The following is a 24,808-nucleotide window of genomic DNA, read 5'->3' as shown; positions in this document are numbered from 1 at the left end:
TTTATTTATGAATTTTATGATATGCAAATGTATACATTTTAAGAACTTTTTCTAATACCAATCTGACTCCTTCCATTATCTGCTATAATTTTTATTGAACAGATTAATAACTTCATAATAATGTTTTTATTAATTTCGTTTTAAATATCTATAAATCATAATAAATAGTTTAAATGAGGGTAGGGGTAACGATGAAATATGTTAGTATTCGAAAAAAACTACTGTTCACACTCTTAAGCATTTCTTCTTTATTTAGCATTGCTCTTATTGTTATTCTTTCATTCGCCATGAATCAAGCAAGTGAAATCGAAACGTTAAAAAATGATGTATCGAAAAGAGCGACGATTTTAAAAGAACGTGGCGATTGGTTCCAAGGACAAGTTGCTGGTTTACAAGAATATTTGCTATCACATGATCAAAAAGGATTAGATAAGTTCAACCGAGAAGGGAAAAAATTAGCTGATACTAGAGAGAAAGTAACAAGTGACAAAAAGCTCCCAGAAGGAATGAAAGAAGCCATTTTAATGGGAGGAAAATGGCGTAGCGTCATAGATAATGAGGTACTCCCTCTTGCGCGTGAAGGAAAATGGGACGAAGCATCTAGAATTGCTTTAGCACAAACAGATTATGTAAATGATCTTTTAGGTCGTTTTAATAAATATACAAATGAAGAAAATGAGAAACGTGACGCATTAATTGCTGATGTCGAGTCTTCTTCATCACTTATTCAATATATTATTTTCTTCTCACTCATTACATGTACATTAACGTCTATTTTATTAGCATGGTGGTTCTCTGGTAAACTCGTTAAACCAATTCGACAAATTGATGAGAAGTTAAAAGAATTAGCTTCTCAAGATGGAGATTTAACGGCTAGATTACACGTAACGAGTAAAGATGAAATTGGTGACATTGCAAATTCCTTTAATCAAATGCTCACTAACTTACAGCATATAATAAAACAAGTTCAACAAACATCAACAAGTGTAAAAGAAGCTTCCGAAAATGTATTTATCGAAACAACCGCTTCTATGGAAAATACCGCAAGGACCCAAGAAACTATGAATGCTCTTGAACACAATATTCGTTCACAAGTTTCTAGCATTGAAGAAAGTTCAACCGCAATGGATGACATGACAACGAGTGTTCAGCGTATCGCTGAGTCCGCCTCTTCTGTTACTAGTTTAGCTGTCACAACTTCAGAAAAAGCAGATAATGGGAATAAAGTCATTGAGAAATCTATTACACAAATGCATACAATTAACGAAGCCGTTAACGCTACATCACAAGTAGTTGAGCGACTCATTACACATACAAATCATATCGATACTGCACTTCAATCTATTTCGAATATCGCCGAGCAAACAAATTTACTCGCTTTAAATGCTTCTATTGAAGCAGCTCGTGCTGGTGAACACGGCAAAGGATTCGCTGTTGTTGCCGATGAAGTTAGAAAACTTGCTGAACAATCTCAACTAGCCGCAACTGACATTAACCATTTACTTCATCAAATTCAAGCTGATACAAAAATAGCAAATGACATGATGGCACAAGGTCAAGCAGAAGCTTCTGAAGGAATTACGGTTATTCGTACCGCCGGATCTTCATTCTCAGAAATTGTTAACCACATTAACAAAGTCTCTACACAAATGCAAGAAATGTCTGCAACTGCTGAAGAGATGGCTGCAAGCTCTGAAGAAATGAACGCAGCTTTAAATAATATCGCTTCTATTTCAAACGAAGTTGCTGCAGAAACATCACAAACAGCACATTCGGCTGGTGATCAAGTAAACAAAATGAGTATCGTGGCTAAAAAATCATCTGAAATGAAAACAATCGTACAAGAACTTGAAGTTCTCGTCTCTCATTTCAAAACAAACATTTAACGCGAAACTTTCATTTATACTTCTATGAGCTCCAAATTGTTAGAAAGAGGCTGTCTCAAAAGGTCACTAAAAACTACCTTTTGTAGACAACCTCTTTGTTTTTCCTTTATATGGGTAAAAAATACTTTAAGGGAAAGGAACACTGTTGATTCCCTCCTAAAATTTCGAATTTTCTCCTTTTAGTTGAGCCGTTGTTGCCTACTTCCGTAAATTATGAGCAACACAAATAAGACCGCATTTCAATCTATTTTTGGATGGTAAGGTGGTCTACCACCATCTGGATAACGAGATAAGAGGAGAGAGATCCATAGTTTCTACAGCTGCATGAACCACCCGTGAAAGATAATGTTCAGGAATACGAACCTCAACATCCAATGGAAAAGTAGAAATGTATACTTTTCTACTCTTTCTTAGTTTATTCAAAACCCTTTACCAGAGATACCGCCAGCATTCGAGAAAACCACGCTAAGCAAAATATATAATAAGCTGACTATATTGGCAGGTGTAACGATTGTACTAAAAAGATTTTAGACAGGTTCTAAAATAACCATTCACTTTACCAAGTAAATATTTAACAATATGTAATTATATTACCTTTAATTACATATTTTAACATAAAAATTCATTAGTAAACAGTCTTTTATTTTCTATTAATAATATTTAAAATTTTCTAAGTAGGGTGATATCAAGATATATAAAAAACACAATAGCGTGGGGGTAAATGAATTTGAAGCTTAAGAAAACAGTATTCGGAATCCTATCTGGTATCTTATTAACGATGACAGTAGGTAATAACGCAGCAGCAGAAACTGCTCCAGTTAATGAACAAGCGTATATGGCTGCTTTTGAACAGTTGGTTGTAGAAATGGAGAACGGTCAGATTCAAAATGAAGAAGAAGGTAATGAAAGATTTGATGAGTTAGTAAATGAAAAGGAAAACAATCCTAAAACAAGAGTACAACGTAGTGCTAGCATTGCAAATGCTTTAGGAAAAAGTGAAGAAATGCAAGCGTGTCTGAGATCAATAGGTGCATATAAATGTGGTCAAGCTAGACTAAATGCTAACGCAGCAATTAATATGGCTACAGCATATTATCCAAAAGCTAGTCTAAATAACGGAAAAGGTGATGCATTTAGACATGGATATTGGAATGCACTTATGTGTAAAAGTATAGGATGTTCGAATGCTAAAATTGTAGCAGATAATCATGAAAGATATAATATGACAGAAAAGAAATTACATGATATGGATTATTATAATAATGAACGAGGTCGAATTATGTATAATTGGCGGGCAGCTAATGGTTACGCTTTAACGCCGCAAGGTTTGGCAGATAATCTTAATCAGGATATAAGAAATGGTTTACTAAAATATATAAGACAACCCGAAGGCTGGTTATTATGGACTAACCAATAAATAACAGATTAGGAATAGGTACATCATGAAAAAAATTAATATTTTAATTTCAATATTAATAATTTTATTTTTATGTTTAGTCGGATTTATATTTTTTAATGATACTACCAAAAATGAAAGATATATTATTTGGGAGAAAAATGTACAAGAAAATAATAGTTTACTAAAAAAGCTACAAAATAATGATATCCCTTACAAAATTGATAAAAAAGGCAATTTAGAAATTCGTGAAAAAGATATTAATAAAGCTACACTTTGTTGCACTTAATCCGTGCTCAACCGTGTAAAAAGACGAGAGAATTCTCGTCTTTTTATGTTGTATAAACATTCCTATCAGGTTTACTTAACGTCTCACTATCGATAGCAATCAAAAAGCGAATCCCAGCTCTCATAAGGAATCCACTCTTTCTTTTTCTACGACGCTATTTTTATATGTTCCTATCACCGGCCAATAGTTCCTCTACTTTCTCTCACCAGAACCTCCACCATCTATTGTGACGAAATGATGCAAGACATGTCCATAAATGTATTGTATATTGAGTCGCGGACTTTTTTTACCTTAAAATATCTCTTTCTATCTCTCATTCCGTCTGCTATAATTCCTAAAGGAAATAAGAAAGCTTTATTCCAACTGGAGTAAAGCTTTCTTTCAATTTTTTACATTTATTAATTCTAATACTAAGATTTCACAAAGGAGGCTTTTAATTATATGAATTTTGTAAGTATCAGAAAAAAACTTATATTCATGATGGGAACGATTTGCGCTTTATTTGGCATCGCCTTAGCTTTTATTTTATTTTTTGCTATTGACCAATCTCGTAAAGCTGAAACATTACAAAAAGAAATTTCTCCACTGGCAACAGAATTGAAAGAACGTGGAGACGCTTATCAAGTACAGCTATCTGCTTTAAGAGGTTATTTACTACAACATGATCAAGTCGAATTAGACAAGTTTAATGAGATGAGTAAACGTCTTGAGGATTCAAAAGATAAACTTCTTTCTAATCCAAATCTTTCTTCATCCGTAAAAAGTACAATGGAATTAGGGTCTACTTGGAGAAAGTTCGTTGAAGAAAAAGTATTCACTCTTGCAAAAGAACAAAAATGGGAAGAAGCTTTACAAGTAGCTTCTTCAGAAAACGGAACGGTCTATAAAGTAATTGGTGACTTCACAAATTACAGTAATGAACAAGCTAAATTACGTGAACAATCTATTGAACAAATTGATCAATCTTCACTAGGAATTGAATATGCAGTCTTTCTATCACTTGTTATTTGTATTGTCGTTGCAATTATTCTTGCATGGTGGTTCTCTGGTAAACTTGTGAAACCAATTCAACAAATTGATACAAAACTAAAAGAATTAGCCTCTGAAGAAGGTGACTTAACGGCACGTCTACAAGTAAATAGCAACGATGAAATAGGTGCTATCGCAGCATCATTTAATAAAATGTTAGAAAACCTACAACATATCATTAATCGTGTTCAAAAAACATCAGTGGAAGTACAAACCGCTTCTGAAAATATGCTGGAAAAAACGAATACATCACGTGAGGCGACATTAAGAGTCCAAAGCTCGATGTCCAACTTAAATGCAAGTATTCAATCACAAACTTCTAGTATGGAAGAAAGTTCAACTGCAATGGACGATATGGCAGTAAGTGTTCAGCGTATCGCTGAATCTGCTTCATCTGTAGCGGAACTTGCTGTTGCCACATCTGAACATGCTAGCGATGGAAGTACCGTTATCCAAAAATCTGTTTCACAAATGACAACGATACACGAAGCTGTAAATGCTACATCAGAAGTGGTTGAACGTCTAATCACTCATACGAAATATATTGATACTGCTGTACAATCTATTTCTAATATTGCTGAGCAAACAAACTTACTTGCTTTAAATGCTTCTATTGAGGCTGCTCGTGCTGGCGAGCAAGGAAAAGGATTTGCTGTCGTAGCTGACGAAGTTCGAAAACTTGCTGAACAATCTAAAACAGCTGCAACAGACATTAATCAATTACTACATCAAATTCAAAATGATACAGAAACTGCTAGCTCTATGATGTCTCAAGGCCGTTCTGAAGCATTTGAAGGTATCAATGTTATTCGTGAAGCTGGTACTTCTTTCACAACAATTGTGGAACAAGTAAATAAAGTATCTACTCAAATGCAAGATATATCAGCAACTGCTGAAGAAATGGCTGCAAGTGCTGAAGAAATGAATGCTTCACTTAATAACATCGCTTCTATCTCTATTGAAGTATCCAGCGAAACTGCCGCAACGGCACAATCTGCTGAACAGAAAGTTATTGTTATGAATGAAATGACAGTAACTGCTAGAAAAATGAAACAAACAGTTGAAGAGTTAGATCAACTCGTATCTCATTTTAAAACAGAATAGATGTTCAAAAAATATCCCTTCTTTGAAAGAGGGATATTTTTTTGAGCTCATTTCCTGCACATTATGCTCATTTCCGTTATAATGAGAATCGATATCATTAAAGTGTAGGAGGGGCTGCTTATGTCACAAGAAGCATTTGAAAATAAATTACTTGCCAATTTAGAGGCTGTTATTGACCCTGAACTAGGTGTTGATATCGTTAATCTTGGATTAGTTTATGATGTTACAGCAGATGAAAATAATAATGCTGTCATTACGATGACTATGACTTCTATCGGTTGTCCAATGGCTGGGCAAATCGTATCAGACGTTAAAAAAGTATTATCAACAAACGTACCTGAAGTTAATGAAATAGAAGTAAATGTCGTTTGGAATCCACCGTGGTCGAAAGAACGTATGTCACGTATGGCGAAAATCGCATTAGGTATTCGCGACTAAATAAAGTGGAAATTTCATCATTTGCGGATAGCGGGATAAAGAAAAGACCTGACTAGGATGTCAGGTCTTTTCTCTTATTATTTTACACCTACTGCATCATAAGCTTTCGTTACAGCTTGTACAGCTTTAGAGTTTTTACCATATAAATCTTCAGCTGACTGAAGAGCAGCTTGACGCATCATTTTGAAGTCAGAGTTTGCAGTTAAATATTTCGTAAGAGCACGGTAATAAATTTTTTCTGTCGCTTCACGGCCCACTCCAGTTACTTTCACGCCGTAATGATCTCCGCCTTCAGATACTAAATATGCAGCTTTATTGTTAATACTGCTGTTAATATGAACACCACCATTATCAGCTGTTCCAGTATAACGTTTACTATAGTGATCTGGGTAACCTTCACTTGGTTTTAATGGATTTGGAATAGACGCTGGATCTTTAAGAGAGCGAAGTGCATCACCAGGTTTATCAGGTGTATAAATATCAGCACCTAAATCCCAGCTCTTCTTCTCAACCATAACACCCATAATATCAGATAACGATTCATTTAACGCCCCTGACTCATTTTTGTAAACAAGGTTTGCTGTATGTTCAGTTACAGCATGCGTTAATTCGTGACCGATAACATCAAGTCCGGCAGATAATGGAATGAACGTTTTTCCATCGCCATCACCGTACATCATTTGCACACCATTCCAAGCTGCGTTATTCCAGCTCTCCCCTACGTGAACAGTTGAAATAAGCTTCGCACCTTTATCATCGAAAGAGTTACGATTAAATGTCTTTTTGTAGTAATCATATACTTTTCCTGCATTTACATGCGCATCAACTGCAGCTTTATCTTCGAAGAACTTAGATTTACTTTCAACTTCTTCTCCTGTATATCCAAGCCATTGTGAGAATAAATTAAACCAGTTCTCGTCCATATTTTCTGCATCAAATGTATGAACACCTTGTCCTCGTTTACCATCAAACAAGTTGAATTGTCCTGTTTTCGTATCTTGAGCAATTTCAAATGATTGTCTAGCACCTAATACTCCGTAACCAAATCCAGTAATGTTATCTACAGCGTTATATTTCTCAATAACATTTCCATTCGTTGCATCAACAAAATAATGCCAATATCCTGGAGCTGGTTTTGAAATCGATGCCTTAACTAAGTATGCAAGGTAGTAATTACCGTCCTTTTCATACACAAATAAATCTTTTTTCACACCGTCATAACTCTTTACTTTACCAATTTCTTTCTCAATATCTGCCTTTGCAATTGTTTCTGCTTGTTCCGCAGTAATGCTTGCAGCTGCAGGAATATTTTTATCATCTAAATTCGGAATAACTTGTCCGAAGAATGCTTTTACATTATTCTCTTTATCAAGTGTAACAGTTTGATCAGAACCGTACACAGGAATGTTATTATGTTTCTCAACTAGCTTCACATGTGTCGTATCAGATTCAGCGTCTTTTTCTTCCCCAACGATATTAAAATGCTTTTCAATATTTCCTGCTAATTTAAACATATCTTTCTTACTCTCTAAGTATTGAAAGACTGTCTCTTTTTTATCTAGTCCTTCCGGTGCTTTCCATTCTTCACCTATGTATGCAGGTGTTTTAAATTCTTGATGATATTGAATTTTTTGTTCTTCCGCTTTCGTTGTCGTTGCCCCAAACGCTCCAAATCCCCCGGCGATAACAGTTAACGCTAATGCTGATGAAATGACTTGCTTTTTCACTATAACATTCCCCATTCCCATAAAGATTTTTGACACTTTTATACAATTCTTATTTTCCCAGCCGATACCTCTACCAAAAATTTGAGAAACATTTTTCAGACAATTCCAATCAAAAAAGAGGACATCTATCGGATGTCCTCTTTTCTATAAACCTTTTATTGTTTTTTTAATTCAATTGCTAAATAGTGTGATTGCTCTTTCGCTTGAATGTGAATATCTTCTTCTACAGATTCTGCTGCATCCCGCATAACAAACGTTTCACCATTTATTACACTGCTTCCTTCAATTTGTACAAGGTACAATTGACGGCCTTCTTTCACTGGAAAATGAATTTCTTTTCCAGCCTCTAATGATAAAGAATATAAATTCGCATCTTGGTGAATTTGAATTGGTGCATTTCCTTCTACTGAAGATACCATATGGAACCATTCATCTTCACGCTTGCTCCAATCAAATTTAAACTCACCATAGTTTGGTTTATGATCTGCGCGGTCTGGTAAAATCCAAATTTGTAATAAACGCAGCGTTTCATCGCCTAAATTATGCTCGCTATGAAATACACCCGTGCCAGCACTCATATATTGAACATGTCCACGCTCAATCGTTCCACGATTTCCCATGCTGTCTTCATGTGTTAAAGCACCATCCACAACGTAAGAAATAATCTCCATATCACGGTGCGGATGCATATCAAAACCAGTTTGCGCCGCTACTAGATCATCATTAATAACACGTAACGCTCCGAAGTTCATGTTATTTGGATTGTAGTAATTGGCAAAAGAAAAATGAAAATGTGTATTTAACCAACCATGATTTGCTCTGCCCATATTTTTATGATCAACTTTTCTAAACATATCCTTCACCTCATACTATCTCGAATCCGAGATTTATTTTAAAATTTTTTCTTACTGTAACTTTTTTAATAGTGTTAATAACTGCTTTTGTTCCTCTATATTTAAATTATGAAACTTCTCTGCTTGGAACGTTTCTTGAGGTGGGACGATTTCCTCATATAAAGCTCTTCCCTTTTCTGTTAAAGAAATATATTTCGTAGTACCCTCTTGTTCACGCAAAATCCACTCAAGCTGCTCCATTTTATTTAAAAGCTGCGTTACATTTCCTTTCGTAACAAATAGCTTATTCCCAAGTTCTTGCTGCGTTAAACGATTATGTCCTCCAACTTGAGCTAACACATCAAACTGGGCGGCAGATATATTCCATTTTTTCAAATGCTGATTCGTCTCACGAATACTCTTATTATAAAAGCGTGACAAACGAAACCATAATAGTAGCCCTAGTCTCTCTTCTGTTTTCATTTCATCACCTCGCTCGTTTCATATCATTAGTTTAGAACTAAACTTAATAAAAGTCAAATACTTATTTTTAATAAGCATAAAAAGCACAGCGCTATTTCTCCACTATGCTTTACATTAACTTTCTACTCTTATATTCATCTAATTTCCTCTCCGCGAACTTCCTCGCATCTTTTTCAATCCACCGCTCTTCGTACCGTTCACTTCCCACATACAATATATCTCTCTTATGCTGCATCGCATGGCGGAATTCATGCAGTAGCGTTTTGAGAACTTGCTCATACTCTTCCCACATACAAACGAAAATTAATTGCTTTTCTTTATGATAAAAACCACCTACTGGGAATAGGAACTCTTCTTCCTCTTCCCCTAATGATAGAAGTACATCATTTGCATCGCACGTATCACAAAAAATAACGGGCGTTTTACATACTTCAATAAGAGAACACAAATCCTCTCTCAGCTTTTTGACATCCCAAGGAAGCTCCGAATCCAACACATACCAATTCTCTACCTGTTGATATACATTTTGAAACTGGAGTTCCATTTTTCTTTATTCCCCTTTCCAAACTCCCTTTTTCTATATGTATGCCACAATATGGTAAATATTAAACGTATTCTTTCATCCTTGAAAAAATGCCAATAAAGAAGGGATCTATGTCGACATAAATCCCTTTTTTCATAAATATCTTGTACTTTGATTTTAAAAAATTCAGCTCTTCTTCATATCCCACTTAAAGATTTTATTTAAGAATTTATATACATTCTTCGACTCTTTTGTCAAAAGTGGGCCTAAAATGGATAGTATAAGCACGTATAGTGCTGAGAATGGTTTCAGTACTGACATTAAACCACCGGCGATACCGATATTAGCCATAATGATGGAGAACTCTCCTCTTGAAACGATTGTTAATCCGATATTTGTTGATGCTTTATGAGATAATCCAGCTTGTCTTCCTGCAATCATTCCTGCTACAAAGTTACCGATTATCGTAAGAAGGACAGCACCTAACGTTAACCATATCGCTCCGCCTAATGAGAACGGATCAATACTTAACCCGAAGCTGAAGAAGAAAATAGCTCCGAAAAAGTCTCTAAATGGAACAACAAGATGTTCAATTCGGTCACTATGCTCTGTCTCAGAGAAAACTAATCCTAGAAGAAGTGCTCCAATTGCTTCTGCAACGTGAATTGTTTCTGAAAAACCAGCAATGAAGAATAATGAAGCAAATACTACAATAATAAAGATTTCATCTGAGCTAATATTGAGCAATTTATTTAATAACGGCGTAGCCTTTCTAGCTACTATAAAGAATAGAAGCATATATCCTAAAGCACTTCCAATTGAAGTAAGGGCACCTAAGAAGGAAGCGTGATCTCCAAGTACTAAACCAGAAACAACTGATAAATATACAGCAAGGAATATATCTTCAAACATAATAATTCCTAAAATTAATTCGGTTTCATTATTACCAGTTCTTCTTAAGTCCACTAACACTTTAGCAACGATAGCGCTAGAAGAAATCGTAATAATACCCGCAATAATTAAGATTTCTAGTAATGGGAATCCCATTATAAATCCGTATAACAAACCAAGTGAAAAGTTAATTAAAATATAAATCGTTCCGCCAATCGCAATAGAGCGTCCAGATTTAATTAGTTTTTTCATTGAAAATTCTAATCCTAGATAGAATAGAAGGAATAGAACCCCCATCCGTCCAAGGAAGGAAATTACACTTGCACTTTCAATAAATTTGAAATCGATAACACCTATTGTCGGTGCATGCGGTCCTACTAACATTCCAAGAACGATTAGAAAAGGAATTACTGAGAATTTAAATTTTCCAGCAATTACTGCTGCAATTGCCACTAAAACTAAAGCTGTACCAACTTCAAAAATTAACGTATCCATCTAATCAGTCCCCCCTATTTGAAAGTAATTCATTAATGATTTTTTTAATTTCTTCTCTCTCACCTGAAACTACAAGCATATCTCCTTCTTCAATTACTGTTTCTGGTCCTGGATTAAATAGCTTCTTCATGTTCTTCTTCATAACCGCGATTATTGTTACGCTATATGTTTTTCTTATTTCAAGATCGCCAATTGTTTTTCCGATTGCTGGAGCTGTATTCTCCACTTTGAACCACTCAATCGCTAAACCTTCAAAAACCATCTCAACATTTTCTAACGCCCTAGGCTTATATACCATTCCACCTAATATTGCAGCGATTTGTCTCGCCTCTGAGTCACGTAGTGAAATACTTGAGATGCTTTCTTCATGATCTGAATCAAAATGATACATTTCTCTACGACCATCATCATGAATGACAATTACCATCTTTTCGTTACCTTTCGTAACGATTTGAAACTTATAACCAATACCTGGAAGTTCACTTTCTCTAATATTCATTTTTAGCTCCTCCATAACTTATTTATTTTAATTTTCTGTTTTTCTGCCTTTTATTCATCCAATCAACTTTAGAAATTCTAACCACTCAGGATATTTGTGATTTGGAAATCTTTTATTGTAATAATAAGTGGACCCTAAAAAGATACTTAAAGATGTAATGATAAAAAATATATTACTTCTCATTTTCAAACTCTCAAGGCTTACTTTCCATAAAGAATCTTCTTTCAAATTATCCCCACCTTCTCGCTTTAAATTTAGTTTTTTAAAATGTAAATAATTCTAAAAATATTACGATGTAACATAATCATAACACAAAAATGACTTAAGTAACATAATTTTTTAGAAAAATTGATTCTCGTATATTTTTTGCATATAATTTTCTTATTACGAAAAAAAGGAAGTGTATTATATGGTTGATATCTTTAGCAGATTCCTTGAGGTAACGAATAATATTTTATGGTCATATATTCTTATTGCAATGCTAATCGGCTTCGGTCTTTACTTCTCTTTTAAATTAAAATTTGTCCAAATTACTCGTTTCAGTGAGATGGTCAGCTTAATTAGTAAAGGGTTTAATCGAAAAGAAAAAAAGAAAGATAGCATCTCACCATTCCAAGCATTTTGCTTAAGTGCAGCAGCACGTATCGGTATCGGAAACTTAGCTGGTGTAGCATTAGCAATTTCAATGGGTGGACCTGGCGCAATATTTTGGATGTGGTTTATCGCAATTATCGGAGCAGCTACTAGTTTTGTAGAATGTACACTTGCGCAAATTTATAAAGTAAAAGATGGAAGTAGGTTCCGTGGTGGACCAGCATATTACATGGAAAAAGGGTTAAACAAACGCTGGATGGGCGTCTGGTTTTCACTTCTTATTACAGTTGCGTACGGATTAATTTTCAATTCAGTGCAAGCAAATACAGTAACAATAGCGTTTGAAAATGCTTTTGGACTAGAGCGAACAATCGTAGGAGCTCTATTAGCCTTATTAGTTGCAGTTATTATTTTTGGTGGCATTAAGAGCATTTCACGTATTACAGAAATGATTGTTCCGCCAATGGCAATCGTTTATATCGGCGTGGCTATTTTTGTCGTTATTAACAACTTCAGTATGTTACCAAGCATTTTCATGGAAATCTTTAACGGTGCATTCGGTTTAGACCAAGCCATCGCTGGTGGTATTGGAGCAGCAATCAAGTTCGGAATTCAGCGCGGTTTATTCGCTACAGAAGCGGGAATGGGTAGTTCTCCTAATGCAGCCGCAACATCTGATGTATCTCACCCTGTAAAACAAGGGCTTGTTCAAGCGTTAGGTGTTTTCGTAGATACATTCTTAGTATGTACATCAACAGCATTTATCGTATTATGTTCTGGACTTTACAAAGGATCAAATTTAGAAGGTATCGAATTAACACAAAACGCATTAAGTTCACAAATTGGACCGTGGGCAAGCACTTTCTTAGCGATTATTATTTTCCTATTCGCTTTCAGTTCGCTTCTAGGAAACTACTATTATGGTGAAACAAATATCGCATTCATTAAAGAAAGTAAAACATGGTTAATGATTTATCGTGTTGCAGTTGTCGGAATGGTATTCTTCGGATCAATCGCTGCTCTTAAAACAGTTTGGAGTTTAGCTGATTTATTCATGGGACTAATGGTATTCACAAACTTAATTGCCATCTCATTCCTTAGCAAATTTGCTTATGCTGCATTAGTAGACTATTTGAAGCAAAAGAAACAAGGAAAAGATCCTGTCTTCGTTGCAAACTCTATCCCTGGCTTAAAGAATACAGAGTGCTGGGATGGGCAAGATGTAGAAGAAAAACAAAAGGCTGTTTAACAAACAAAGGCCCTATTACTTCACCGTAATAGGGCCTTTTATTTACAACAGTTCATAATTTGTTCAAATTAATTCCAGCAAAAGGGTTGATTTATAGATATTACTAGATTATAATTATTATAAATTAGTAATTGATATCACATAACAACTCAAAAGGAGATTGATCATAATGAACAAACAAGTAATCGAAGTATTAAACAAACAAGTAGCAGACTGGAGCGTTTTATTCACAAAACTTCACAACTTCCATTGGTACGTAAAAGGACCTCAATTCTTCACATTACACGAGAAATTCGAAGAACTTTACACAGAATCAGCTACTCACATCGATGAAATTGCAGAACGCATTTTAGCAATTGGCGGCAAACCAGTAGCAACAATGAAAGAATACTTAGAACTATCTTCTATTCAAGAAGCAGCATACGGAGAAACTGCAGAAGGGATGGTCGAAGCAATCATGAAAGACTACGAAATGATGCTAGTCGAACTGAAAAAAGGCATGGAAATCGCTCAAGACTCTGACGATGAAATGACATCTGACCTACTACTAGGCATCTACACAGAACTAGAAAAACACGCTTGGATGCTACGTGCGTTCTTGAATCAATAATAATTAAAAGCGGAAGCGGCTCGTTCAGAATCGCAGGGCATTGGAGCTCTCGACCTTGAAGCGCTTTTTGCTTCGAGCGAGAGAGCGAAATGACCGGAGATTCTAGCCGCTGGAGCTGGATATTACTTTAAAGCGGAGGTAGCTTGCTCAGAATGTGAGGGGGATGGAGCTTTTTCCTGCGAGGCGCTCTTTGCCTCGCAGGAAAAAGCGAAGCCACCGAACATTCTAGCTACCGGAGCTGGATATCACTTTAAAGCGGAAGCGGCTCGTTCAGAACTGGAGGGTGTTGGAACTCCTGATTACGAGGCGCTTTTTGCCTCGAATGAAGGAGTGAAACAACCGACTGTTCTAGCCGCTGGAGCTGGATATCATTAAAAGCAGAAGCGGCTCGTTCAGAGTCGCTTTTTTATGTAATGGTCGCACTTAGCGGTACACGAAATTATATCAACGATTTTTCAAATATATCGATCATTACCCGCAATATATCAACGATTTTTCAAATATATCGATCATTACCCGCAATATATCAACGATTTGACAAAGGATATCGATTTGCCGACAAATCACGACAATATCAGCGCCCCTCTCCCCTACTTTTATCAATATATTACAATCTCATCTATGTTAAAATATAGGAAACACCCTTTAGCTTTTCCAAATTCATCATTTACTACTTAAATGACGGGAGTGGTTCAGTTGAAAGACTACTTAATTAGAGCATTTTTTGCGTTAATAACAGTTGGGATTCTCTTACTTATAGCTAATATTTTCAATATACGTGTCGAGGTTAAGGACTATGCTTTCCTCGTTGTCGTAGCAATTGGTGGCGGCTGGGGTGGCTGGTACCTGTATAAAAAACAAAGCAATCAAAATGATAAAGGCATTCCAAAGTAATATGGAATGCCTCTTTTATTGCCTTCTGTAATAAATAATGAAATTCAGACCACTAATACAACCAATCACAATAAACATACAAAACGATTGTGGATCTCCACCTAGATTATACTCATCAACGATAAATCCGGACATAAACAACGTTATCGCTGAAACACCGATACACAATACCGAGATAAACCAAAGCGAAAATTCATTAATCAACTCTTTCTTCTGTCTCAAAACAATTAGCATAACAAGAATAGACGCTGCTAAAATACTTTTAAAAACCGGACGTAAATATACGAACTCCTCCATCTATCTCTCCTTTCCCCAAAACATTACATCTAAACATTAACATATTTAACCAAATTAAAAACACATGCCATCTTAAATTAAAACGACATGTGTTTCCGTATTTGCTATGATAGTTGCTTCCACTTCGTTCCCAAAACAGGACGCTCATAATTTTGGATTGCATGAATTAGTTTATCTGCTGTCTCAGCTGAAACGATCAATTCTTTATTTGATGGATTCATAAATCCCTCTTCTGCTGCACGTTCAACCATTTGCAAAATTGGTCCGTAAAAATCTTTTATGTTTAATAAACCAACTGGCTTATTATGTATACCAATTTGCGACCAACATACAACTTCAAATAGTTCTTCAAACGTTCCGTATCCGCCTGGAAGCGCAATAAAAGCATCTGCAAGCTCTGCCATTTTCGCTTTACGTTCATGCATCGTCTCTACTTCAATTAATTCTGTTAATCCTGTATGCACAATTTCTCCTCGGAATAGACCGCGCGGCATAACACCTGTTACACGTCCACCTAAACGAAGAACTTCGTTTGCTACTTCTCCCATTAATCCAACGCATGAACCACCGTATACAAGCTCATACTCGTTCTCAACAAACATTTTACCTAACTGAATTGCCTGCTCTTTGAATTCTGGTCTCTCCCCTAAATTAGAACCTGCAAACACACAAATCTTTCTCATTCCTACACCCCGAAACTATATATTGTTATGATACAATTGACATTGTACAACATATTGAGGAGATGAGGAAGAAATGGATATCGTTGCATTTCAAAGATGGGTTGAGGAATTTTACGAAAAACGAAGCTGGTCACAGTATAATGCCTTTATTCGCTTAAATTTCTTAACCGAGGAAGTTGGGGAAGTTTCACGAGTCGTTCGTGCTATTGAAATTGGCCGCGATCGCCCTGATGAAGAGGCGAAAACAGAAGAAGAGCTAAAACAAGAACTAAAAGAAGAACTTGGCGATGTACTATCTAACCTTATTATTCTTTCGCAAAAATATGATTTAGACTTACAAGACATTATGGACGCACACGTCACAAAGCTTTCGAAAAGGTTCGAAGTATCTAAATGAGAATATTATCAATTATGGTATAATATTCTTGTCACAATACTAAGGGGGATTTTATGTTATCAAAAAAATTGCACGACGCATTAAATGAACAAATGAACTTTGAATTTTATTCTGCCCATGCTTATATGGCAATGGCTGCTTACTGTACAGCTGAGAGCTATGATGGATTCGCTAACTTTTTCCTTGTACAAGCTGAAGAAGAACGTTTCCACGCAATGAAGCTTTACAACTATATTAATGACCGCGGAGAGCGCGCTATTATTACTGGATTTGATAATCCGAATAACGAATACGAATCTGTATTAAACGCTTTTGAAGTCGCACTTGAGCACGAGCGTGAAGTAACGAAACGTATTTATAACTTATCTGATATCGCTTGGGACGAGCGTGAACATGCAACAATTACATTCTTAAAATGGTTCGTTGACGAACAAGTTGAAGAAGAAGCTTCATTCGATAGCATCATTCAAAAATTAAAACGTATTACAAGCGATTCAAACGCACTGTTTATGCTAGATGCTGAATTAGAGAAACGTACATTTACGCCTCCAGCTGAATAATATTTCAATCACCTTAGTACATGTATTAAGGTGATTTTTTGTTTGCTCTCTATCTTAAAATCACCTTAAATTTCCTCATATTTGACATAGTGCCAGCTATAAAATGGTATTATTTTCAATATAAAAACGAATATACGAGGAGAGAAAAAATGAATCAACGTGTAGAAGCTGTTGATGCAATTCGTGGTTTCGCTTTGTTTGGCATTTTACTAGTCAATATGACATTAATTCAATTTGGGTTCTTCACCAGCGAAAAACCAACTTATCTATTTGGCGATCTTGATAAAGGTGCTAATTGGTTTATTCAATTTTTCGGCACACATAACTTTATATCCCTATTTTCTTTTCTATTTGGGCTTAGCATTATTTTGTTACAAAAAAGTATTATCGCAAAAGGAAAAAAATTCTTCCCCACATACATAAGACGTATTATCATTCTTTTACTACTCGGCTACATTCACGGCACTTTTGTTTGGGAGGGAGATATTTTATTTGCATACGGAATAATCGGGATTTTCTTAATGATGTTCATCAATCGAAAACCGAAAACTTTGCTCATTTGGGCGATTATTCTACTCGCACTTATTACACTTATGTCTTATCAAACTGATTCATCTACAAATATAAATGATTTTGCACCTTATACTGAAAAAGAACATAAAGTCCATCAAACTGGAAGCTATATGGATCACGTCAACTTTAGATTGACTGAAAATCCTTTTGATTACATGGGAATTGACGGTGCATTCGGATTATTTTTCATATCAGTTTTCGCAATAATTTTTATGTCTCCACTGTTCCTACTCGGAATGTATGTAGGGAAAAAAGGCTGGCTATTTGAGGTCAGTAAATATATACCTGCTGTCAAAAAAATATGGTTTGCCACCGGTCTCTTCTCTTTTACAATTAAAATCTTAGCTATGTTTGTAAAGCACCCGCTTTTAATTATGTTACAAGATGGCCTTACACCAGTAACTATGACCTTCTTTTACGGAAGCACAATCATTTTATTATTCCATTACAAAAAAGCAACCCGTCTACTAACATACATGGCGAACATGGGGAAAATGTCCGTTAGTAATTACTTAGCGCAATCTATTATCGCAACAACCATTTTTTACGCATATGGATTTGGCTTATACGGGAAAATCGGCTATTTCTTCGGTATTCTTTTAACCATCGGAATTTATACGATTCAATTATTCGTTAGCACCTATTGGCTCCAGAAATACCGAATGGGGCCAGTGGAATATGTGTGGAGACTGGGAACTTATTTAGAGAAACCACATTTTAAAAGAGACTTGGATAAAGCAAGTTAAACAAAAAAAGCAATGAGCCTACGCTCATTGCTTTTCTTAATTTATTAAAGCATAACCCCAACGATAATCGCTGATAATATACTTACTAACGTTGCACCGTATACAAGTTTTAAACCGAATGATGATACAACGTTTGCTTGTTTGCCATCGATACTCTTCGTTGCACCTGCGATAATTCCGATAGATGAGAAGTTCGCAAATGATACAAGGAAGATAGATAAAATACCTACTGTACGAGCTGATAAATCACCAGCTACTTTACCAAGATCAAGCATTGCAACGAATTCGTTCGTTACTAATTTTGTTGCCATAATTTGTCCTGCTTGTAGCATCTCTGATGTTGGAATACCCATTACGAATGCTAATGGTGAGAAGATGTATCCTAAAATGCTTTGGAATGTGATTCCGAAAATTGAATCAAATACACCGTTAATTGCTGTAATTAATGCTACGAAACCGATTAACATCGCCGCTACTGTTACAGCGATTGAGAAACCAAGCATAATATATTCGCCTAACATTTCAAAGAATGTTTGTTTCTTGTCTTCTTGTAATTCTAAAATATCGTCTTCTTCTTTTACTTCATATGGATTAATGATATGAACGATGATGAATCCACTGAATAAGTTTAATACAAGTGCTGTTACTACATATTTTGGATCAATCATTTTCATATAAGAACCGACGATTGACATCGATACTGTAGACATTGAAGATGCACAAAGTGTGTATAAACGATTTTTCGGTAATTTGCTTAATTGATCTTTTACTGTAATGAATACTTCCCCTTGACCAACGATTGCAGCTGCTACCGCATTATATGATTCTAGTTTTCCTAAACCGTTAACTTTACTTAATAGGAAACCGACTGCACGAATGATAATCGGTAAAACTTTAATATGTTGCAGGATCCCGATTAATACCGCTAAGAAAATAATCGGTAATAATACTGTTAAGAAGAATGGTGCTTGTCCATCGTTTGCTAGACCACCAAATACGAAATTAACCCCAGCTTCCGCAAATTTTAAAATAGCGCCAAATCCATCTGCGATCCCTTTTACTAATACGAATCCGACCTTTGTATTTAGTAAGAAATACGCAAGTACCAATTGAATGACAAGCATAAGTGCAATTGGTTTATATTTAATTTTCTTACGATCTGAACTAATAAGGAAACCTAGTACAAACACTACAAGTAAACCGACTAGAAACATTACGAACTTCATATGTGAATCCTCCACTTCTCCCACGAGTTATTGGTCGTATAACGTATAACGTATAACGAATGACGTCTGACCATTGTTGTTAAAAAAATTTAAAACCCCTAAAACTATTCAACTGTCATCTAAAATCAGTAAGCGTTTACATAAATTGCAATTTATAAAAGGTAGCTTCTTCTCTCCTACCATACTTGAAAGTCTGAAATTGATACCACCTACAAATCAAATTGTAAGCGTTATCTAGATGAAATGCAATATAAATTTTAAAAGATTTTTATATGTTAATATATTCCTAATTAATTGGTTTTTTCATGTAAATTTACCATAAAAATAGCCCTAGCTATGAGCTAGGACCATCCTTTTTACCCCGATTGGTGAGGCTAATAATGAGCGGGAATAAAGCCCCCACTGATTAAAGTTTCACTTTATAACATAACACCAACGATAATCGCTGATAGAATACTTACTAATGTCGCACCGTACACAAGGCGTAGACCGAATGATGATACAACATTTGATTGATTTTCATCGATACCTTTCGTTGCACCTGCGATAATTCCGATAGATGAGAAGTTCGCAAATGATACAAGGAATACAGAAAGAATACCAACTGTACGAGCCGATAAATCACCAGCTACTTTTCCAAGATCAAGCATCGCAACAAACTCGTTTGATACTAATTTTGTTGCCATAATTTGTCCCGCTGTTACCATCTCAGCTTGTGGGATACCCATTACGAATGCTAATGGTGAGAAAATATATCCTAAAATAGCTTGGAATGTAATACCGAACATTGAATCAAACAAGCTATTAATTGCTGTAATTAATGCTACGAAACCAAGTAACATCGCTGCTACTGTTATCGCGATTGTGAAACCAAGCATAATGTACTCGCTCAGCATTTCAAAGAATGATTGTTTTTTCTTATTTTCTAATTTCAGTGTATCTTCTTCTTCTGTAATATCGTACGGGTTAATAATATGAATGATAATGAAACCACTAAATAAATTTAATACAAGTGCTGTTACTACATATTTCGGTTCGATCATTTTCATATAAGAACCAACGATTGACATCGACACTGTCGACATAGAAGATGCACATAATGTATATAAACGATGTTTTGGGATTTTACTTAATTGATCTTTTACTGTAATAAATACTTCTGCTTGTCCAACAATGGCAGCTGCTACTGCGTTATATGATTCTAGTTTTCCTAGACCATTTACTTTACTTAACAACGTACCAATAGCACGAATAAATATTGGTAAAATTTTAAAGTGTTGCAGAATTCCAATTAAAACGGCAAAGAATACGATTGGTAATAACGCTGTTAAGAAGAATGAAACCTCTCCTTTATTAACAAGACCACCAAATACGAAAACGATTCCAGCTTCCGCATATCCAAGAAGTGCGCCAAATCCATCTGAAATTCCTTTTACTAAAATATAACCAACTTGCGTATTTAATAAGAAATAAGATAATGCTAGCTGAATAATAAGCATAATTGCAATTGGTTTATACTTAATCTTCTTTCGATCGGCACTTATAAGAAAACCGAGTACAAATACAACGAGTAATCCTACAAGGAACATAACAAACTTCATTAATAAAATCCTCCATTTAACTCTTCATTAACGTTGAACGTCTGACCATTCAAAACAAGAAATAATCCGAACTTTCCATTTCTCCTCCAAAATCTTCAATCGGATAGGAAAGATCATAAAACCTCTTATTTCAAAGGCATTTTCCATTCTAACACAAATCACAAATCATATCCGCACTTTTCTTTAAAAAATTACATTTTATTATAAAACGTCTATGAATGTTCGTCTTTTACTATCTGCAAATAGTTGAATAAAACAAAAAAAGAGCATCAAGTTTCACTTGATGCCCTTTTCATTATACCGCTTTTTCTTTATCAGCTACCGCTGACTCATCCCAACACTCTGTATTGCTCAAACCTGGAATAGACTCCGCATAAAAGACTGGATCTTTCCCTTGTTTCTTTTGCTTAATATAATCTGATAACGCTGCGAAAGCATACTTAGAAAGGAATACAATTGCTACTAAGTTAATAACAGCCATAATTCCCATAAATAAATCTGCTAAGTCCCAAACGATTTGAATTGTTGCTACAGATCCTAGCATAACCATACCAAGTACAGCAATGCGGTATGCATTTAATAACACTTTACTTCCATTTAAGAACTCAATATTTGTTTCACCATAGTAGTAGTTACCTACTAATGAACTAAATGCAAACAAGAAGATTGCAACTGCTACAAATATAGAAGCCCATGGACCGATATGTTGACTTAACGCCTGTTGCGTTAATTGAATTCCATTTAAATCAGCTGCATTATGCACGTCTGATAAAAGAATGATAAATGCTGTACAACTACAAATTAATAATGTATCTGTAAATACCCCTAAAGTTTGAATGAAACCTTGTTTAACTGGGTGCGTTACGTTTGCAGTCGCTGCTGCGTTCGGCGCACTACCCATACCTGCTTCATTTGAGAATAATCCACGTTTTACCCCTAATAAAATCGCAGCTCCTAATCCTCCGCCTACTACTTCTTTAATTCCGAAAGCATGTAAGAAAATTTCTTTAAATACATATGGAATTGCCGTAATGTTTGTTACAACAACGAATAATGCCACTGCTACATAAATAATTGCCATTACTGGAACTATCATTTCAACCGCGCGAGCAATTCGTTTTACTCCGCCGAAAATAATAACTGCAAGTAAACCAGCCATAACAAGGCCTACTAATCTACTGTCTGTTTTGAATGCCCCATCAAAAGCAGCAGCTACAGTATTAGACTGTACAGCGTTAAAAATCAATCCGAAACTTACTGTTATTAGAACAGAGAACACAACACCTAACCAGCGTTTCTTTAAACCCTTTTCCATATAATACGCTGGGCCCCCACGGAATGCATTCCCATCTTTTACTTTATAAATTTGCGCTAATGTGCTCTCTACAAATGCAGAAGCACCCCCAATTACCGCAATTAACCACATCCAAAATACTGCTCCTGGACCACCTGCTGAGATCGCAATAGCTACACCAGCTAAGTTACCAGTACCTACACGAGAAGCTGTACTCATACAAAATGCTTGAAATGATGATACACCGCTCTTCTCTTTTTGCGCTTTCCTCGTTTTCGAGCTTGCCCCATCCCCAAGCAAACGAATCATTTCACCGAAGTAACGAACTTGGACAAATTTCACACGAAATGAAAAATAGAGCCCTAACCCAATTAACATCGCAATAATGACATATGACCAAAGGATATTATTTACATCCCCAATTACCCTAGCTAAAAAATCCATATTTGCATTGCCCCCTCTTCCTAACAATAAGAAAATTATATTCTAAAAACTTTAAGTAATCAAGAACTTTATGTGAGGTTTTATTACATGAGTACGTTAATTATTTTAACATACGTGTTTTTTACATAAAAATATAGCTATTATATGCATTTATCCAATACTCAATCACTTATCCTCTTCGACCAGCCATACTTTTAAAACAGTACGTTCCCTACAAATAACGAGAGAAACAAACAAAAAAAGTTATATTAATAATTACCTCTCACCCTTTTCATCATTTACTACAACAAAAAAGACGAGCATCGAATTTACCTCGATGCTCGCCTTTTCAATTACACTGCTTTTTCTTTATCTGTTACCACTGGCTTATCCCAGCACTCTGTATTCGTTAAACCAGGAATAGAATCTGCACTGAAGACTGGATCTTTCCCTTGTTTCTTTTGCCTTACATAGTCTGTTAATGCCGCGTACGCAAATCGGCCAAGAAGTGTAATCGCAATTAAGTTCGTGATTACCATTAGACCCATAAATAAGTCTGCCATATTCCATACAACTTGAAGCGTCGCAACAGAACCGAATAATACCATTCCAACTACTGCAATACGGTAAATTGTTAACCACGTTTTGCTTTGCTTAATAAATTCAATATTTGTTTCACCATAATAGTAGTTTCCTAAAAGAGAACTAAATGCAAATAAGAAAATAATAATCGCTAAGAAGCTACTTGCCCATGGGCCGATTTGTGAGCTTAATGCATTTTGCGTTAATTCAATACCTTCTAAATTTGTTGCTTTATATGCACCAGAACATAGTACGATAAATGCTGTTGATGTACATACTAAGAATGTATCTACTAAAACGCCGATCGTTTGAATAAAACCTTGTTTGGCTGGATGCGTTACATCAGCTGTTGCTGCCGCGTTCGGCGCACTACCCATACCTGCTTCGTTCGCAAATAATCCGCGCTGAATACCATATTTCATCGCAGCACCGATACCACCGCCTACAGCTGAATCTAAACCGAATGCACCTTTAAAGATTTCCGTAAACACATCTGGTATTAAATAGAAGTTTTTAATGACAACAAAAATAGCTACCGCAATATAAACAAGCGCCATTGGCGGAACAATCATTTCCGACATACGTGCAATACTTTTTACACCACCAAAAATAATAACCGCAACTAATGCAGCTAATACAATACCAACAATATAACGCTCTAAACCAAATGCATTTTCAAACGCTAATGTTACTGTATTCGCTTGTACTGAGTTAAAAATTAAACCGTAACTAACTGTAATAAGGATAGAAAACCAAATTCCCATCCAACGTTTATTTAAACCTTTTTCCATATAATAAGCAGGACCACCACGGAAGCCACTGCCATCTTTTACTTTATAAATTTGGGCAAGCGTACTTTCTACGAAACTTGAAGAAGCCCCGATAATCGCAATAACCCACATCCAAAATACAGCTCCAGGTCCTCCCATAGATATAGCTAATGCTACACCAGCTAAGTTACCGATACCAATACGAGCTGCTGAACTCATACAAAACGCTTGGAAAGAAGATACACTACCTTTTTTACGCGTCTTTCCAGTTAATCCATCACTCATTAGTCGAACCATTTCCCCTAAATGAGTAATTTGTACGAATTTCAATTTAATAGAAAAATAAAGACCTAAACCAATTAACATTGCAATAAGAATATATGACCAAAGAATTGTATTTGTTGATGAAATAAATTGCTCTAAAATATTCATACAATTAACCCCTCCTTTTCTCCATAAAACGAATTATATTTAAAAAACATTCAAAAATCAACATTTTTCGACAATTTGCAATTTCCAAATATTAGCCAGGTTCACAGTAACAATATCTTTATGACTGACTACCCTCCCTCTAACTGTGCATACTAAAACAAAAAATAAATTCACAAACAACCCTATTGACAAAAATACCAACCTGTAACTATAATGATTACAACAGGTTGTAACAAACCTAATTACAACAAATTCATTTACTTTCAGATATACACTTTAACAAA

General features: G+C 35.4%; 23 protein-coding genes. 11 read left to right on the top strand and 12 right to left on the bottom strand.

Features of this window, described 5'->3' with window-relative positions; genetic code table 11:
• The first annotated feature begins 191 nt into the window (after positions 1–191).
• The 5 genes from MKY38_RS24495 (at position 192) to MKY38_RS24475 (ending at position 6,142) form a co-directional block, all read left to right on the top strand.
• Entirely contained in the window at positions 192–1,886 is a 1,695-nt protein-coding gene (locus MKY38_RS24495) for a methyl-accepting chemotaxis protein (protein WP_065224364.1), read from the top strand.
• 721 nt (positions 1,887–2,607) lie between these two features.
• Entirely contained in the window at positions 2,608–3,303 is a 696-nt protein-coding gene (locus tag MKY38_RS24490; RefSeq protein ID WP_223840583.1) for a DUF6973 domain-containing protein, read from the top strand.
• Between the two features lie 25 nt (positions 3,304–3,328).
• The gene (locus MKY38_RS24485) at positions 3,329–3,571 is read left to right on the top strand and encodes a hypothetical protein (RefSeq protein WP_000723536.1); all 243 of its coding nucleotides are present in this window, start codon (positions 3,329–3,331) and stop codon (positions 3,569–3,571) included.
• Between the two features lie 441 nt (positions 3,572–4,012).
• Positions 4,013–5,704 carry a methyl-accepting chemotaxis protein gene (locus MKY38_RS24480; protein ID WP_065224365.1) on the top strand — a complete coding sequence of 564 codons (1,692 nt, stop codon included), beginning with the start codon at positions 4,013–4,015 and terminating at the stop codon, positions 5,702–5,704.
• 120 nt (positions 5,705–5,824) lie between these two features.
• Complete coding sequence (locus MKY38_RS24475; protein ID WP_000076422.1) at positions 5,825–6,142, top strand: metal-sulfur cluster assembly factor; 318 nt, start codon at positions 5,825–5,827, stop codon at positions 6,140–6,142.
• A 77-nt stretch (positions 6,143–6,219) separates the two neighbouring features.
• Here the strand turns inward: MKY38_RS24475 and nprB are convergent, their stop codons facing one another.
• The 6 genes from nprB to MKY38_RS24445 form a co-directional block, all read right to left on the bottom strand.
• Positions 6,220–7,869, bottom strand: a complete 1,650-nt coding sequence (gene nprB / locus MKY38_RS24470; RefSeq protein ID WP_000745123.1) for a neutral protease NprB — start codon at positions 7,867–7,869, stop codon at positions 6,220–6,222.
• Positions 7,870–8,024: 155 nt separating this feature from the next.
• Positions 8,025–8,723, bottom strand: a complete 699-nt coding sequence (locus tag MKY38_RS24465) for a pirin family protein (protein WP_000488927.1) — start codon at positions 8,721–8,723, stop codon at positions 8,025–8,027.
• Positions 8,724–8,774: 51 nt separating this feature from the next.
• Positions 8,775–9,185 (bottom strand): MarR family winged helix-turn-helix transcriptional regulator, encoded by a 411-nt coding sequence (locus MKY38_RS24460; RefSeq protein ID WP_070180655.1) that lies wholly within the window; start codon positions 9,183–9,185, stop codon positions 8,775–8,777.
• A gap of 109 nt (positions 9,186–9,294) precedes the next feature.
• Positions 9,295–9,729 carry a DUF3920 family protein gene (locus tag MKY38_RS24455; protein WP_000422797.1) on the bottom strand — a complete coding sequence of 145 codons (435 nt, stop codon included), beginning with the start codon at positions 9,727–9,729 and terminating at the stop codon, positions 9,295–9,297.
• A 165-nt stretch (positions 9,730–9,894) separates the two neighbouring features.
• Positions 9,895–11,094 (bottom strand): cation:proton antiporter, encoded by a 1,200-nt coding sequence (locus tag MKY38_RS24450; RefSeq protein ID WP_341049992.1) that lies wholly within the window; start codon positions 11,092–11,094, stop codon positions 9,895–9,897.
• A 4-nt stretch (positions 11,095–11,098) separates the two neighbouring features.
• A complete protein-coding gene (locus MKY38_RS24445; protein WP_001026075.1) occupies positions 11,099–11,593 on the bottom strand; it encodes a cation:proton antiporter regulatory subunit in 495 nt (164 codons plus the stop codon).
• Positions 11,594–12,002: 409 nt separating this feature from the next.
• Here MKY38_RS24445 and MKY38_RS24440 point away from each other — a divergent pair, with 409 nt between their 5' ends.
• The 3 genes from MKY38_RS24440 (at position 12,003) to MKY38_RS24430 (ending at position 14,940) form a co-directional block, all read left to right on the top strand.
• Positions 12,003–13,436: an alanine/glycine:cation symporter family protein gene (locus MKY38_RS24440; RefSeq protein WP_070180657.1), complete on the top strand. Its 1,434-nt coding sequence runs from the start codon at positions 12,003–12,005 to the stop codon at positions 13,434–13,436.
• 169 nt (positions 13,437–13,605) lie between these two features.
• On the top strand, positions 13,606–14,046 hold the full coding sequence (locus tag MKY38_RS24435) for a Dps family protein (RefSeq protein ID WP_001041895.1): 441 nt from the start codon (positions 13,606–13,608) through the stop codon (positions 14,044–14,046).
• Between the two features lie 696 nt (positions 14,047–14,742).
• On the top strand, positions 14,743–14,940 hold the full coding sequence (locus tag MKY38_RS24430; RefSeq protein WP_000656312.1) for a hypothetical protein: 198 nt from the start codon (positions 14,743–14,745) through the stop codon (positions 14,938–14,940).
• Positions 14,941–14,955: 15 nt separating this feature from the next.
• Here MKY38_RS24430 and MKY38_RS24425 read toward each other — a convergent pair whose 3' ends face one another.
• Positions 14,956–15,237, bottom strand: a complete 282-nt coding sequence (locus tag MKY38_RS24425; protein ID WP_000390911.1) for a hypothetical protein — start codon at positions 15,235–15,237, stop codon at positions 14,956–14,958.
• A gap of 104 nt (positions 15,238–15,341) precedes the next feature.
• A complete protein-coding gene (locus MKY38_RS24420; RefSeq protein ID WP_001225754.1) occupies positions 15,342–15,920 on the bottom strand; it encodes an LOG family protein in 579 nt (192 codons plus the stop codon).
• A gap of 73 nt (positions 15,921–15,993) precedes the next feature.
• Between MKY38_RS24420 and MKY38_RS24415 the strand changes: the two genes are divergently transcribed.
• The 3 genes from MKY38_RS24415 to MKY38_RS24405 all read left to right on the top strand — a co-directional run bounded on the left by MKY38_RS24415 (position 15,994) and on the right by MKY38_RS24405 (position 18,196).
• Positions 15,994–16,317, top strand: a complete 324-nt coding sequence (locus MKY38_RS24415; protein ID WP_000355758.1) for a MazG nucleotide pyrophosphohydrolase domain-containing protein — start codon at positions 15,994–15,996, stop codon at positions 16,315–16,317.
• Between the two features lie 53 nt (positions 16,318–16,370).
• A complete protein-coding gene (locus MKY38_RS24410; protein ID WP_000949403.1) occupies positions 16,371–16,877 on the top strand; it encodes a ferritin in 507 nt (168 codons plus the stop codon).
• A gap of 149 nt (positions 16,878–17,026) precedes the next feature.
• A complete protein-coding gene (locus MKY38_RS24405) occupies positions 17,027–18,196 on the top strand; it encodes a DUF418 domain-containing protein (RefSeq protein WP_070180659.1) in 1,170 nt (389 codons plus the stop codon).
• A gap of 44 nt (positions 18,197–18,240) precedes the next feature.
• Here MKY38_RS24405 and MKY38_RS24400 read toward each other — a convergent pair whose 3' ends face one another.
• The 4 genes from MKY38_RS24400 to MKY38_RS24385 form a co-directional block, all read right to left on the bottom strand.
• Positions 18,241–19,422, bottom strand: a complete 1,182-nt coding sequence (locus MKY38_RS24400) for a NupC/NupG family nucleoside CNT transporter (protein WP_000673874.1) — start codon at positions 19,420–19,422, stop codon at positions 18,241–18,243.
• A 419-nt stretch (positions 19,423–19,841) separates the two neighbouring features.
• Positions 19,842–21,023, bottom strand: coding sequence for a NupC/NupG family nucleoside CNT transporter (locus tag MKY38_RS24395; protein WP_000673839.1), 1,182 nt, complete (start codon positions 21,021–21,023; stop codon positions 19,842–19,844).
• Positions 21,024–21,318: 295 nt separating this feature from the next.
• Positions 21,319–22,761, bottom strand: coding sequence for an alanine/glycine:cation symporter family protein (locus tag MKY38_RS24390; protein WP_065224368.1), 1,443 nt, complete (start codon positions 22,759–22,761; stop codon positions 21,319–21,321).
• A 332-nt stretch (positions 22,762–23,093) separates the two neighbouring features.
• A complete protein-coding gene (locus tag MKY38_RS24385) occupies positions 23,094–24,524 on the bottom strand; it encodes an alanine/glycine:cation symporter family protein (RefSeq protein WP_001022930.1) in 1,431 nt (476 codons plus the stop codon).
• Positions 24,525–24,808: the final 284 nt, after the last annotated feature.

The sequence above is a fragment of the Bacillus sp. FSL R5-0585 genome (assembly GCF_038004545.1).
Lineage (GTDB): Bacteria > Bacillota > Bacilli > Bacillales > Bacillaceae_G > Bacillus_A > Bacillus_A cereus.
The sequence above is the reverse complement of the archived record's forward strand: the minus strand, read 5'-3'. Positions and strand labels throughout refer to the sequence as shown.

Coding starts and splice junctions, on each gene's coding strand:
- MKY38_RS24460 (WP_070180655.1), bottom strand. CDS start 9,185: ATGAAAACAGAAGAGAGACTAGGGCTACTATTATGGTTTCGTTTGTCA.
- MKY38_RS24415 (WP_000355758.1), top strand. CDS start 15,994: ATGGATATCGTTGCATTTCAAAGATGGGTTGAGGAATTTTACGAAAAA.
- MKY38_RS24390 (WP_065224368.1), bottom strand. CDS start 22,761: ATGGATTTTTTAGCTAGGGTAATTGGGGATGTAAATAATATCCTTTGG.
- MKY38_RS24440 (WP_070180657.1), top strand. CDS start 12,003: ATGGTTGATATCTTTAGCAGATTCCTTGAGGTAACGAATAATATTTTA.
- MKY38_RS24455 (WP_000422797.1), bottom strand. CDS start 9,729: ATGGAACTCCAGTTTCAAAATGTATATCAACAGGTAGAGAATTGGTAT.
- MKY38_RS24410 (WP_000949403.1), top strand. CDS start 16,371: ATGTTATCAAAAAAATTGCACGACGCATTAAATGAACAAATGAACTTT.
- MKY38_RS24400 (WP_000673874.1), bottom strand. CDS start 19,422: ATGAAGTTCGTAATGTTTCTAGTCGGTTTACTTGTAGTGTTTGTACTA.
- MKY38_RS24495 (WP_065224364.1), top strand. CDS start 192: ATGAAATATGTTAGTATTCGAAAAAAACTACTGTTCACACTCTTAAGC.
- MKY38_RS24425 (WP_000390911.1), bottom strand. CDS start 15,237: ATGGAGGAGTTCGTATATTTACGTCCGGTTTTTAAAAGTATTTTAGCA.
- MKY38_RS24485 (WP_000723536.1), top strand. CDS start 3,329: ATGAAAAAAATTAATATTTTAATTTCAATATTAATAATTTTATTTTTA.
- MKY38_RS24445 (WP_001026075.1), bottom strand. CDS start 11,593: ATGAATATTAGAGAAAGTGAACTTCCAGGTATTGGTTATAAGTTTCAA.
- MKY38_RS24385 (WP_001022930.1), bottom strand. CDS start 24,524: ATGAATATTTTAGAGCAATTTATTTCATCAACAAATACAATTCTTTGG.
- MKY38_RS24405 (WP_070180659.1), top strand. CDS start 17,027: ATGAATCAACGTGTAGAAGCTGTTGATGCAATTCGTGGTTTCGCTTTG.
- MKY38_RS24475 (WP_000076422.1), top strand. CDS start 5,825: ATGTCACAAGAAGCATTTGAAAATAAATTACTTGCCAATTTAGAGGCT.
- MKY38_RS24420 (WP_001225754.1), bottom strand. CDS start 15,920: ATGAGAAAGATTTGTGTGTTTGCAGGTTCTAATTTAGGGGAGAGACCA.
- MKY38_RS24450 (WP_341049992.1), bottom strand. CDS start 11,094: ATGGATACGTTAATTTTTGAAGTTGGTACAGCTTTAGTTTTAGTGGCA.
- MKY38_RS24480 (WP_065224365.1), top strand. CDS start 4,013: ATGAATTTTGTAAGTATCAGAAAAAAACTTATATTCATGATGGGAACG.
- MKY38_RS24465 (WP_000488927.1), bottom strand. CDS start 8,723: ATGTTTAGAAAAGTTGATCATAAAAATATGGGCAGAGCAAATCATGGT.
- MKY38_RS24395 (WP_000673839.1), bottom strand. CDS start 21,023: ATGAAGTTTGTTATGTTCCTTGTAGGATTACTCGTTGTATTTGTACTC.
- MKY38_RS24490 (WP_223840583.1), top strand. CDS start 2,608: ATGAATTTGAAGCTTAAGAAAACAGTATTCGGAATCCTATCTGGTATC.
- MKY38_RS24435 (WP_001041895.1), top strand. CDS start 13,606: ATGAACAAACAAGTAATCGAAGTATTAAACAAACAAGTAGCAGACTGG.